This is a genomic window from Flavobacterium sp. UGB4466 (assembly GCF_903469665.1).
Classification (GTDB): Bacteria; Bacteroidota; Bacteroidia; order Flavobacteriales; family Flavobacteriaceae; genus Flavobacterium; species Flavobacterium lipolyticum.
Genome location: NZ_CAGKLC010000070.1, coordinates 1 through 14,876 on the forward strand (window position 1 = coordinate 1; position 14,876 = coordinate 14,876).

General features: G+C 40.3%; 3 protein-coding genes. All 3 read left to right on the forward strand.

All coding sequences use genetic code 11. The annotated features are described in order from the left end of the window. A partial coding sequence (locus tag JO950_RS15630; protein ID WP_202703496.1) for a non-ribosomal peptide synthetase occupies positions 1-4,506 on the forward strand: 4,506 nt, incomplete at its 5' end. A 486-nt stretch (positions 4,507-4,992) separates the two neighbouring features. Continuing rightward, a complete protein-coding gene (locus JO950_RS22290) occupies positions 4,993-11,418 on the forward strand; it encodes a non-ribosomal peptide synthetase (protein ID WP_237732364.1) in 6,426 nt (2,141 codons plus the stop codon). 108 nt (positions 11,419-11,526) lie between these two features. Further along, on the forward strand, positions 11,527-14,829 hold the full coding sequence (locus JO950_RS15640; RefSeq protein ID WP_202703497.1) for a non-ribosomal peptide synthetase: 3,303 nt from the start codon (positions 11,527-11,529) through the stop codon (positions 14,827-14,829). Positions 14,830-14,876: the final 47 nt, after the last annotated feature.

Below are 14,876 nucleotides of genomic sequence, written 5' to 3' on the forward strand. Positions count from 1 at the left end.
TCGAGTCAGAACAATTATCCAACCACATTACCTGTGATTTCTTTGACTCCGGAGAACCTTATGTATGTCATTTATACCTCAGGCTCCACGGGACAGCCCAAAGGAGTAATGATCGAGCACAAAAGTTTGGTGAACTACATCTTAAATCAAAAAGAAGAATTCGGGTTTGATGTGTCCGATCGTATCGTACAATTCTCCAACAACGCTTTTGATGCGTCGATGGAACAGATCTTTTTGGCTTTGCTTAGCGGAGCCACCCTGATTGGTGCTCCAAAAGAGCGTATCATTGATCCGACCGACTTTATAAACTTATTAAACCAACACAGTGTAACCCACCTGCATGCCACACCGGGTTATTTGTCACATTTAGAGCAGCTTTCCACTTGCAAGACCCTAAAAAGAATTGTTGCGGCAGGAGAAGTATGCCCAAAAAATCTGGCTGAAAAAATGATTAAAATAGCCGACTTCTACAACAAGTACGGCCCAACAGAAGCCACCATTAGCGCTGTGATGGAAAGAGTAGAACAAAGCGATCTGCAAAGAAACCTCATTTCAATTGGCAAACCTTTAAAAGACAGTCAGATCTATATCTTATCCGATAATCTGGCGTTACAGCCCATTGGTGTATTTGGAGAACTCTGCATCTCCGGAAACAGCCTGTCCAGAGGATACCTGAACAACCCTGAACTCACCGAAGAAAAATTCATCGCTCATCCTTTTATTGCAGGAGCCAGACTCTACAAGACAGGCGATCTGGGCCGATGGCTACCCGATGGCAGCATCGAACTTACCGGTAGAAAAGACCAGCAGGTAAAAGTAAGAGGCCACCGAATAGAACTCGGTGAAATCGAACACGCACTATTGTCACAAGACAGTATCAGTCAGTGTGTGGTAACCGTACAAGACATAGAGACAGAACCCGCAATAGTAGCCTATGTGGTGGGAGAAAAAGAACTTGACAAACAAGAACTTCGTGTGCAATTGAGTCAATCTTTACCGGATTATATGCTTCCGGGGTATTATGTACAATTAGACGCCATTGCATTAACTTCCCACGGTAAAGTGGATCTGAAAGCATTGCCTAGAGTGGATGTAAACGATAAGATTCAGCAGGAATATACCGCTCCGGTGACAACCTTAGAGAAACAATTAGTTGCAATCTGGGAAGAAATACTGGGCATAAAAAATATTGGAACTACAGACAACTTCTTTGAATTGGGCGGACACAGTCTGAAAGTAATTTTGGTAGCCAACAAAATCAACCGACAATTAGGCTATCAGATCAGTGTGAAAGACGTCTTTTTGAACCCAACCATCTCAGGAATTATCAGCAAACTTGAAACTGCAGCTTACACTGCTATCCCTAAAGCCGAAGAACAATCCAATTATGTTTTGACCTCTTCTCAGCACCGACTATGGATACTGAGTCAGTTTGAAGGTGGGAATCAGGCCTACAACATTCCCGGTTCGTTTGAACTCGAAGGAACTTTAAATGTAGCATACCTAAACCAGGCCTTTAAAACCGTTATTAACCGACATGAAATTTTAAGAACTTCTTTCAAACGAAATGAAGAAGGAGAAGTGCGTCAATTCATCATTGATCCTTCAGACATAGACTTTAAAATTGATTATGCCGATTTCACTACAGTTGAAAACCAGCAGCTGGCAGTAGAAAAAAGAGCAGAGCAGTACGCTCAGCATCCATTTGATTTGGCACAGGCACCTTTAGTAAACGCACAGCTTGTAAAATTATCAGAAAACCGACACCTGTTACTCTTTAATATGCACCATATTATTAGTGATGGCTGGTCTATGGGAATTTTGAGCAACGAACTTATCACGATTTACGATCATTTAGTTCAGAACAAAACCATCAGTCTGCCCGAACTTAGCCTGCAATACAAAGACTATGCAAGCTGGATGCGAAGTGAAGAACAAATCACCAAACAAAAGAAATCAGAAGCCTATTGGCTGGAGATCTTTGGCGGTAACCTGCCGGTACTGGAACTTCCGACAGACAAAATGAGGCCAAAAATGAAGACCTATGCCGGAGATTCCATCACCCACAACTTCAGCAAAGAAGCAAGTGTTAAGCTGAAAACATTCTCAGAGCAGCACAACAGCAGCCTCTTTATGACCCTGATGGCAGGAATCAACGGATTACTCTCAAGATACACCAACACCAGAGACCTTATTCTAGGAACACCAATTGCGGGAAGAGAGCACAGTGATCTGGAAAATCAAATAGGACTTTATCTCAACACCCTGGCCATTCGAACCCGTTTTGAAGAAACAGCAGATTTTGAAACCCTGCTGCAAATACAAAAAGAAACCCTGCTCGATGCCTATTCCCATCAGGAATATCCGCTGGACAATCTGGTAGAACAACTAGGTTTAGGACGAGATACAAGCCGATCAGCACTCTTTGATGTGCTGGTAGTTTTACAAAATCAGCAGGATTTATTTGCTTCAAATGCAGAACAAATAGAAAGTTTAACCTTAAAACCTTATAAAGCCAATCCAAGAAAAGTTAGTCAATTTGATTTAAGCTTCATCTTCTCAGAAAAAGAAGAACAGTTGAGTTTACACATCGAATACAACACCGACATTTATCAGCCGGAATTTGTAGCCCGTTTAGCCAATCATTTAGATACTTTTTTAACCAAAGCCCTCCAAAATCCGGAGCAAAAAGTAGCCAAACTCAACTATTTGAGCCAAGCCGAGACCACGCAATTGCTGCAGGATTTTAACGACACAGCAGTAGAGTATCCTAAAGATCACACTATGGTTGATTTATTTGTAACTCAGGCAAAGAAAACTCCGGAACAGTTTGCTCTGGTGACCGATAGAAAAAGCTTCACCTACAAAGAACTCGATGAGATTTCTAACGAACTCTCACACTACCTGTTAAGCAATTACAACTTAGCCGTAGAAGATTTAGTAGGTGTAAAACTCGGCCGTAGCGAGTGGCTGCCTATTGCCTTATTGGCTGTTTTGAAATCAGGATGTGCTTATGTTCCAATCGATCCGAACTATCCGGCACAAAGAATTGAATACATCGAGCAAGACAGTCAATGCAAAATAACCATAGACGATAGCTTTATCGCAACTTTTAAACAAGCAGAATCCATATCAAAATCATTGCCGCAGATCACTTTCAATGCACAGCAGTTGGCTTATATCATCTACACCTCCGGATCCACAGGAAAACCAAAAGGAGTTATGATCACCCATCAGAATGCGGTAGCCATGTTATGCTGGTCACAAAGAGAATTTAGCGATACCGATTTTGATATCTTATACGCCGTAACCTCACATTGTTTTGACCTGTCCGTTTACGAATTTTTCTATCCGTTAAGCATTGGAAAACAAATCCGTTTACTGTCCAATGGATTATCGATAGGAGATTATATTCACAGCGACAAAAATGTACTGATCAATACGGTTCCATCGGTGATCCATACCCTGATCGAGAAAGGAACCACCTTTGAGAATGCCGTTGGAATCAACCTTGCCGGAGAAGCATTCCCGGTGAGTATCGCCAACCATTTTACCAACTCAGGCATTGCTATTAGAAATCTGTACGGACCTTCGGAAGACACCACCTACAGCAGTTATTACCGAGTAGAAGGGACTTACGAAAGCTCTGTACCTATTGGAAAAGCCTTAGACAACACCCAGTTTTATGTACTCTCAGAAGAGCTGGCATTACAGCCTGTGGGGGTAATTGGAGAAATCTGTATCTCAGGTGACGGTTTGTCCAGAGGGTATTTGTACCAACCGGAACTCACCACAGAGAAGTTTATAGAGAACCCTTTCAAAGAAGACAGCAAACTCTATAAAACAGGCGATTTGGGCAAATGGTTACCTGATGGCACCATCGCTTACATTGGTCGAAAAGACAGTCAGGTGAAGATCAGAGGACATCGTATTGAACTCGGAGAAATCGAGCAGGTATTGCAGTCACAGAAGGAGATCGATCAGTGTGTGGTCCTCACGGCAACTGTAAATGGAGATCCGGTGATTGTAAGTTACTTGGTAAGCACCGCAACTATTGACAAACAACAGCTTCGTCAGTCACTTTCGAGAGAATTACCGGAATACATGCTGCCGAGTTTTTATGTGTTCTTAGATAAATTTCCACTAACACCCAACGGCAAGATTGATAAAAAAGCCTTGCCGCCGGTAAGTACAGACGATGTTATCCAACAGGAATACATCGCACCGACCAATGAAATAGAGGAGAAACTGGCAGCGATATGGCAGGACATTCTAAAATTGGAGAAAATAGGCATTACCGATAATTTCTTTGAATTAGGAGGAAACAGTTTAAAAGCTACTGTTTTAATCAACAGAATCAACAAGGCCTTTGATACGAGATTTTCTATTGAGGATTTGTACAAAACCCAGAGTATTATAGGAGTTTCTAAGAAATTAAGCTTTATAATTTTCCAGAATCAGCTAGCAGTAGAAACCGCTAATGATTTGGATGAGGTATTGATCTAATTTGTTGTGTTGAATAATAACTACAACAAAGAACGAACAAGAAATCTGCAAGATCTGCGGAATCAACGTGAAAAATACTTAACACATAGCGACATCCATTTTTACATACAGGAAAGAATATCTGAAAGAAATACATTTCCTTCATCCCGATTTATCGGGACGTTTTATGTCAAGTGAAACGCCTTATTTGAACATAGAAAAACTATGTTTCTATGTGTTTATGAATTAATCCCACAACAGTTTAATATAAAATTTAATCGCGAGTTTCATTTTATATCTTAAGCATGGCTGTATTTAAGCAGCCATGCTTTTTTTGCAGTATTTTTTAAAGGCGTAGATTTTTTTTCGGCTCAAAAAGAAAGTGTTTCTATTTACTAAAATTAATTATGCTCAGTGGGTAGTGGCATTTGACTGCCAGCTATTGAGAGAATAGTGTCATGGTTTGAGAAAATCATACAGGCATTTCATTACTTTAAAAATCATATCATGATAGAGAATCTAATACAAACATTACAATCCTTAAATATCAGGCTTCGAGTAGATAACGGAGATTTAAAAATTAATGCTCCTAAGGGGGCTTTGACTACCGAAATTATTGAAGAAATTAAAGCACATAAAACGGAGCTGATCGAACTACTTTCGTCTTCAGAGTCTATCCCTAAAGCGGTTAGCAAAGAATCTTATGCGCTTACTTCGCCACAGCGCCAATTCTGGACTTTAAGCCAGTTTGAAGGTGGGAATTCCGCTTATAATATATTTGAAGCATTTGAATTTAAAGGAGTTTTAGATTTTGAAAAACTAACTCAGACTTTTACTATTTTAACAGAGCGGCATGAAAGTTTACGTACTGTTTTTAAAGAAGATGAACAGGAAAATCTGGGACAATATATCATTCCTGTTTCTCAATATAAAGGAGTTTTACAGTTTACAGATTTGAATAATGCTACAGCTGAAGTACTGAGTAATTATGTAGAGAGATTTCAAAAGCATGTTTTTGATTTAGAAAAAGGACCGCTTTTTATAGGAGAGATTGTAAAGGCAGCGGCAGATCATCATATTCTGATGCTTAACATGCACCATATTATTGGCGATGGCTGGTCGATGGGGATATTGAGTAAAGAGTTTATGGCAGTTTACAATGAATTGACAATAGGGAATGAGGCTGTATTAGCGGAACTGCCTATTCAATATAAAGATTATTCAGAATGGCAGAATAGTCAAGCCAGACAAGCCATATTGGAAAAATCTAAGGCATTCTGGTTAGATAGATTTTCGGGAGATTTACCGGTTTTGAAACTACCCGCTAATAAAACAAGACCTAAACTTAAAACGTATAACGGTTCGGGATGCAGCCATTCTTTTTCAAAAGAAAGCACTTCTCAGTTTAATGGCTATGCACAGCAAAACGGAGTAACACTTTTTATGCTTTTAATGGCAGGTATAAATGGATTACTTTCCAGATACACCAACACGAGAGACCTTATTCTGGGTACTCCGGCGGCCGGGAGAAAGCACAGTGATTTAGAAAATCAGGTTGGATTGTACTTAAATACGCTGGCCATTCGAACCACTTTTGAAGAAACAGTAAGTTTTGAAGAATTATTGGCCATACAAAAGGAAACTTTATTAGAAGCTTATTCCCATCAGGACTATCCTTTTGATAGTTTGGCAGAAGCGCTTAATTTTAAAAGAGACCTGAGTCGATCTGTTTTATTTGATGTTTTAGTGGTATTTCAAAACCAGCAGGAATTATTAACCTCCCAAGGCTTAGTGTTAAACGGTCTCGAAATAGCGCCTTATAAAAATTTAAAGAAGTCATTTAGTAAGTTTGATTTAACCTTTTCTTTTTCGGAGAAACAAGGGCAGCTACATTTAAATATCGACTACAATACGGATATTTATGAATTGGATTTTGTAAAGCGGTTGGCTTCTCATTTCGATAGTTTTTTAACAAAGGCAATCCAAAATCCGGGTCAGGATACGGCCAGTCTGGACTACATTTCAAGCTCAGAGAAAACGATCCTTTTGGAAGATTTTAGTACTTCAAAAACAGCAGCAACAGTAGAAGCTACAGCCGTTGAAATGTTCGAGCAGCAAGCCGGGCAGACCCCTGATGCCGTTGCAGTAGTTTTCGAAAACAGATCGTTGACTTACAGAGAACTCGACGCGCTTTCCAATCAGCTGGCACATTATTTATTGACTCACTATGACATAAAAACAGAGGACCTGATCGCTGTAAAATTAGAGCGCAGCGAGTGGATTTACACCTCACTTTTGGCCGTATTGAAAACCGGCGGTGTTTATGTTCCTATAGATCCGGGTTATCCGGAGCAGAGAATTGCTTATATCGAGCAAGACAGTACATGTAAAGTTGTTATTGACGAGAAGTTATTGGCGAATTTCATATCGAGTCAGAACAATTATCCAACCACATTACCTGTGATTTCTTTGACTCCGGAGAACCTTATGTATGTCATTTATACTTCAGGCTCCACAGGACAGCCCAAAGGAGTAATGATCAATCACAAAAGCTTAGTAAACTACATCCTAAATCAAAAAGAAGAATTCGGGTTTGGTGCGTCCGATCGTATCGTACAATTCTCCAACAACGCCTTTGATGCGTCGATGGAACAGATCTTTTTGGCTTTGCTTAGCGGAGCCACCCTGATTGGTGCTCCAAAAGAGCGTATTATTGATCCGACCGACTTCATAAACTTATTAAACCAACAGAGTGTAACCCACCTGCATGCCACCCCGGGTTATTTGTCACATTTAGAGCAGCTTTCCACCTGCAAGACCCTGAAAAGAATTGTTGCGGCAGGAGAAGTATGCCCCAAAAATCTGGCTGAAAAAATGGTCAAAATAGCCGACTTCTACAACAAGTACGGCCCAACAGAAGCCACCATTAGCGCTGTGATGGGAAGAGTAGAACAAAGCGATCTGCAAAGAAACCTCATTTCAATTGGCAAACCTTTAAAAGACAGTCAGATCTATATCTTATCCGATAACCTGGCGTTACAGCCCATTGGTGTATTTGGAGAACTCTGCATCTCCGGAAACAGCCTGTCCAGAGGATACCTGAACAACCCTGAACTCACCGAAGAAAAATTCATCACTCATCCCTTCATTGCAGGAGCCAGACTCTACAAGACAGGCGATCTGGGCCGATGGCTACCGGATGGCAGCATCGAACTTACCGGTAGAAAAGACCAGCAGGTAAAAGTAAGAGGCCACCGAATAGAACTCGGTGAAATCGAACACGCACTATTGTCACAAGACAGTATCAGTCAGTGTGTGGTAACCGTACAAGACATAGAGACAGAGCCCGCAATAGTAGCCTATGTGGTGGGAGAAAAAGAACTTGACAAACAAGAACTTCGTGTGCAATTGAGTCAATACTTACCGGATTATATGCTTCCGGGGTATTATGTACAATTAGACGCCATAGCATTAACCTCCCACGGTAAAGTGGATCTGAAAGCATTGCCTAGAGTGGATGTAAACGATAAGATTCAGCAGGAATATACCGCTCCGGTGACAACCCTAGAGAAACAATTAGTTGCAATCTGGGAAGAAATACTGGGCATAAAAACCATTGGAACTACAGACAACTTCTTTGAATTGGGCGGACACAGTCTGAAAGTAATTTTGGTAGCCAACAAAATCAACCGACAATTAGGCTATCAGATCAGTGTGAAAGACGTCTTTTTGAACCCAACGATCTCAGGAATTATCAGTAAACTTGAGGAAGGAACCTTCACCGCCATACCCAAAGCAGAGCAACAGGAAAGCTACGTTTTAAGCTCTTCTCAGCACCGCTTATGGATATTAAGCCAGTTTGAAGGAGGGAATCAGGCCTACAACATTCCCGGTTCATTTGAACTCGAAGGAAATTTAAACACAGCACAATTAACAGAAGCTTTCAACCTTCTTATGGCCAGACATGAAACCCTAAGAACCTATTTCAAAAGAGACGATCAGGGAGAAGTGCGTCAATTTATAGTCGATGCCAAAGACATTAATTTTAAAGTAGATTTTGAAGATTTTACTAAAGTTGAAAAACAAGAAGAAGCCCTGGAACAAAGCGTTGCTCAAAGCTATCAGTATCAATTTGATTTAGAGAAAGCCCCTTTGGTAAACCTGAAACTCATCAGACAATCAGAAAACAAACACCTGTTACTTTTCAATATGCACCATATTATTAGTGATGGCTGGTCGATGGGAATTTTGAGCAACGAACTTATCACGATTTACGATCATTTAGTTCAGAACAAAACCATCAGTCTGCCCGAACTTAGCCTGCAATACAAAGACTATGCAAGCTGGATCAGAAGCGAGGAACAAATCACCAAACAAAAGAAATCAGAAGCTTATTGGCTGGATATCTTTAGCGGTAACCTGCCGGTACTGGAACTTCCGACAGACAAAATGAGGCCAAAAATGAAGACCTATGCCGGAGATTCCATCACCCACAATTTCAGCAAAGAAGCAAGTGTTAAGCTGAAAATATTCTCAGAGCAGCACAACAGCAGCCTCTTTATGACCCTGATGGCAGGAATCAACGGATTACTCTCAAGATACACCAACACCAGAGACCTTATTCTAGGAACACCAATTGCGGGAAGAGAGCACAGTGATCTGGAAAATCAAATAGGACTTTATCTCAACACCCTGGCCATTCGAACCCGTTTTGAAGAAACAGCAGATTTTGAATCCCTGCTGCAAATACAAAAAGAAACCCTGCTCGATGCCTATTCCCATCAGGAATATCCGCTGGACAATCTGGTAGAACAACTAGGTTTAGGACGTGATACAAGCCGCTCAGCACTCTTTGATGTGCTGGTAGTTTTACAAAATCAGCAGGATTTATTTGCTTCAAATGCAGAACAAATAGAAAGTTTAACCTTAAAACCTTATAAAGCCAATCCAAGAAAAGTCAGTCAATTTGATTTAAGCTTCATCTTCTCAGAAAAAGAAGAACAGTTGAGTTTACACATCGAATACAACACCGACATTTATCAGCCGGAATTTGTAGCCCGTTTAGCCAATCATTTAGATACTTTTTTAACCAAAGCCCTCCAAAATCCGGAGCAAAAAATAGCCACACTCAACTATTTGAGCGAAGCCGAGATCACACAATTGCTGCAGGATTTTAACGACACAGCAGTAGAGTATCCTAAGGATCACACTATGGTTGATTTATTTGTCAGTCAGGCAAAGAAAACCCCGGAACAGATTGCTTTATTAACCGATACCAAAAGTTTTACCTACAAAGAACTCGACGAGATTTCTAACGAACTCTCACACTACCTGTTAAGCAATTACAACTTAGCCGTAGAAGATTTAGTAGGTGTAAAACTCGGCCGTAGCGAGTGGCTGCCTATTGCCTTATTGGCTGTTTTAAAATCAGGATGTGCTTATGTTCCAATCGATCCGAACTATCCGGCACAAAGAATTGAATACATCGAGCAAGACAGTCAATGTAAAATAACCATAGACGATAGCTTTATCGCAAGTTTTAAACAAGCAGAATCCATATCAAAATCATTGCCGCAGATCACTTTTAGTGCACAGCAGTTGGCCTATATCATCTACACCTCAGGATCCACAGGAAAACCAAAAGGAGTTATGATCACCCATCAGAATGCGGTAGCCATGTTATGCTGGTCGCAAAGAGAATTTAGCGATACCGATTTTGATATTTTATACGCCGTAACTTCACATTGTTTTGATCTGTCTGTTTACGAATTTTTCTATCCGTTAAGCATTGGAAAACAAATCCGTTTACTGGCCAATGGATTATCGATAGGAGATTATATTCACAGCGACAAAAATGTACTGATCAATACGGTTCCATCGGTGATCCATACTCTGATCGAAAAAGGAACCACCTTTGAGAATGCCGTTGGAATCAACCTTGCCGGAGAAGCCTTTCCGGTAAGCATTGCCAATCATTTTGCAGCCTCAGGCATAGCCGTGAGAAATTTGTACGGACCTTCGGAAGATACTACTTACAGCAGTTATTACCGAGTAGAAGGGACTTACGAAAGCTCGGTACCTATTGGAAAAGCCTTAGACAACACCCAGTTTTACGTACTCTCAGAAGAGCTGGCATTACAGCCTGTGGGGGTAATTGGAGAAATCTGTATCTCAGGCGACGGTTTGTCCAGAGGGTATTTGTACCAACCGGAACTTACTGCAGAAAAATTTATCAAAAACCCATTCAAAGAAGACAGCAAACTCTATAAAACAGGCGATTTAGGTAAATGGTTACCTGACGGTACCATCGCTTACATTGGCCGAAAAGACAGTCAGGTGAAGATCAGAGGACATCGTATTGAACTCGGAGAAATCGAGCAGGTATTGCAGTCACAGGAGGAGATCGATCAGTGTGTGGTCCTCACGGCAACTGTAAATGGAGATCCGGTGATTGTAAGTTATCTGGTAAGCACCGCAACTATTGACAAACAACAGCTTCGTCAGTCACTTTCGAGAGAATTACCGGAATATATGCAGCCGAGTTTTTATGTGTTCTTGGATAAATTTCCACTAACACCCAACGGTAAGATCGATAAAAAAGCCTTGCCTCCGGTAAGTACAGAGGATGTTATCCAACAGGAATACATTGCTCCAACCAATGAAATAGAGGAGAAACTGGTAGCGATATGGCAGGACATTCTAAAACTGGAGAAAATAGGCATTACCGATAATTTCTTTGAATTAGGAGGAAACAGTTTAAAAGCTACTGTTTTAATCAACAGAATCAACAAGGCTTTTGATACGAGATTTTCTATTGAGGATTTGTATGAAACCCAGGATGTTATTGGAGTTTCGGAAAAACTAAAATTTATCGTATTCCAGAATGAATTGGCCGGAGAGTCGGTTGATGATTTGGATGAAATTATGATATAAACTGATCTCAGTTCAGCCGATAGTATTTTTTGGTGCTAACTAGTGAGAGGAGAATATAACAATTCTGAAAAACAGAGATGCTTTTTAATTTACTTAAAAAATGATATCGTGATAAAAAAATTACTACATACGTTGCAATCCTTGAATATCAGACTTCGGGTTGAAAATGGGGATTTGAAAATTAATGCTCCGAAGGGGACTTTAACTCCTGAAATTATTGAAGAAATTAAAGCACATAAAAATGAACTGATCACCTTACTTTCGTCTTCAGAGTCAATTCCAAAGGCAGCAGTCAAAGAATCTTATGCGCTTACTTCGTCTCAGCACCGTTTGTGGACCTTAAGTCAATTTGAAACCGGTAACTCGGCCTATAATCTGTTTAATGCCTTTGAGTTTAAGGGAGAATTGAAACTTGAAAAATTAGCCGAGGCCTTTCAAATTTTAGTGAGGAGACATGAGAGCTTACGTACCATTTTTAAAGAAGACGAACAGGGGAATCTGGGACAGTATATTGTCCCGGTGGCGCAATACAGTGGAACTTTACAGTTTACAGATTTAAATAATGCTACAGCTGAAGTCCTGAGCAATCACGCCAATGCACTTCAAAGACATGCTTTTGATTTAGAAAGAGGACCTCTTTTTATAGGAGAGATTGTAAAGACAGCTGCAGATCATCATGTTCTAATGCTTAATATGCATCACATTATTGGCGATGGCTGGTCGATGGGGATATTGAGTAAAGAATTTATAACGATTTATAACGAATTGGTTATAGGAAATGAGATCGTATTATCCGACTTGCTTATTCAGTACAAAGACTATTCAGAATGGCAAAACAGTCCGTCCAGACAAGCAGTGCTGGAAAAATCTAAAGCGGTATGGTTAGAGACATTCTCAGGAGATTTACCGGTTTTGGAACTGCCTTCCAATAAAGTAAGACCGAAGCTTAAAACGTATAACGGCTCGGGGTTAAAGCACACTTTTTCAAAAGAAATTACCGGTCAGTTTAATGCTCATGCACAGCAAAATGGGGTAACACTTTTTATGTTTTTAATGGCAGGTATAAACGGATTATTGTCCAGATATACCAACACCAGGGACCTCATTTTAGGAACCCCCATAGCCGGAAGAAAACACAGTGATCTGGAAAACCAGGTTGGATTGTATTTAAATACACTGGCCATTCGAACTGTTTTTGAAGAAAAAACAAGTTTTGAAGAATTACTCAGTATACAAAAAGAAACCTTACTAAAAGCCTATTCTCATCAGGATTATCCTTTTGATAGTTTGGTAGAAGCGCTTAATCTTAAAAGAGATTTAAGCCGTTCGGTCTTATTTGACGTCCTGGTGGTATTTCAAAATCAACGGGAATTATTAGCGTCTGAAAACCTAACCATAAACGGTGTTGAAATAAAGCCTTATAAAAATCTGAAAAAATCATTTAGCAAATTTGATTTAACCTTTGCTTTCGCAGAATATCAGGGAGAACTGAGTTTGTACATGGAATACAATACCGATATTTACGAATCTGAATTTGTAGCGCGATTGGCGGCTCATTTAGATACTTTTTTAACCAAAGCCCTCCAAAATCCGGAGCAAAAAGTAGCCACACTCAACTATTTGAGCCAAGCTGAGACCACACAATTGCTAGTGGATTTTAACGACACAGCAGTAGAGTATCCTAAAGATCACACTATGGTTGATTTATTTGTCAGTCAGGCAAAGAAAACTCCGGAACAGTTTGCTCTGGTGACCGATAGAAAAAGCTTCACCTACAAAGAACTCGATGAGATTTCTAACGAACTCTCACACTACCTGTTAAGCAATTACAACTTAGCCGTAGAAGATTTAGTAGGTGTAAAACTCGGCCGTAGCGAGTGGCTCCCTATTGCCTTATTGGCTGTTTTAAAATCAGGATGTGCTTACGTTCCAATCGATCCGAACTATCCGGCACAAAGAATTGAGTACATCGAACAAGACAGTAAATGCAAAATAACCATAGACGATAGCTTTATCGCAAGTTTTAAACAAGCAGAATCCATATCAAAATCATTGCCGCAGATCACTTTTAGTGCACAGCAGTTGGCCTATATCATTTACACCTCTGGTTCCACAGGAAAACCAAAAGGAGTTATGATCACCCATCAGAATGCGGTAGCCATGTTATGCTGGTCGCAAAGAGAATTTAGCGATACCGATTTTGATACCTTATACGCCGTAACTTCACATTGTTTTGACTTGTCTGTTTACGAATTTTTCTATCCGTTAAGCATTGGAAAACAAATCCGTTTACTGGCCAATGGATTATCGATAGGAGATTATATTCACAGCGACAAAAATGTACTGATCAATACGGTTCCATCGGTGATCCATACTCTGATCGAAAAAGGAACCACCTTTGAGAATGCCGTTGGAATCAACCTTGCCGGAGAAGCCTTTCCGGTAAGTATTGCCAACTGTTTTACCAATTCAGGCATTGCTATTAGAAACCTTTACGGACCTTCGGAAGACACCACCTACAGTAGTTATTACCGAGTAGAAGGCACTTACGAAAGCTCGGTACCTATTGGAAAAGCCTTAGACAACACCCAGTTTTATGTACTCTCAGAAGAGCTGGCATTGCAACCTGTGGGGGTAATTGGAGAAATCTGTATCTCAGGCGACGGTTTGTCCAGAGGGTATTTGTACCAACCGGAACTCACCACAGAGAAGTTTATCAAAAACCCATTTAACGATACGACTAAATTGTACAAAACAGGCGATTTAGGTAAATGGTTACCTGACGGCACCATCGCTTATATTGGTCGAAAAGACAGTCAGGTGAAGATCAGAGGACATCGTATTGAACTCGGAGAAATCGAGCAGGTATTGCAGTCTCAGGAAGAGATCGATCAGTGTGTGGTCCTCACGGCAACTGTAAATGGCGATCCGGTGATTGTAAGTTATCTGGTAAGTACTGCAACTATTGACAAACAACAGCTTCGTCAGTCACTTTCGAGAGAACTGCCGGAATATATGCTGCCGAGTTTTTATGTGTTCTTGGATAAATTTCCACTAACACCCAACGGTAAGATCGATAAAAAAGCCTTGCCGCCGGTAAGCACAGACGATGTTATCCAACAGGAATACATTGCTCCAACCAATGAAATAGAGGAGAAGCTCGTTGCCCTCTGGCAGGAGATACTAAAATTAAATAAAATTGGAACGATAGATAATTTTTTCGAACTGGGTGGGAATAGTCTTAATGCAACCAAGCTATTGTCATTAGTACATCAGACATTTGACATTAAGGTAAATATGGAAGTCGTTTTTACAAATCCGACTATTCAGTTTCTGGCAGTAGAAATAGAGAATTTAATATGGTTAAGAGAAATTAAAACCACTTCTGACGTAAAAAAAATGGTCATTTAAATCGTTGATGATTAGAAATCAAGGTTTACAGAATAGAGATTGTAGCA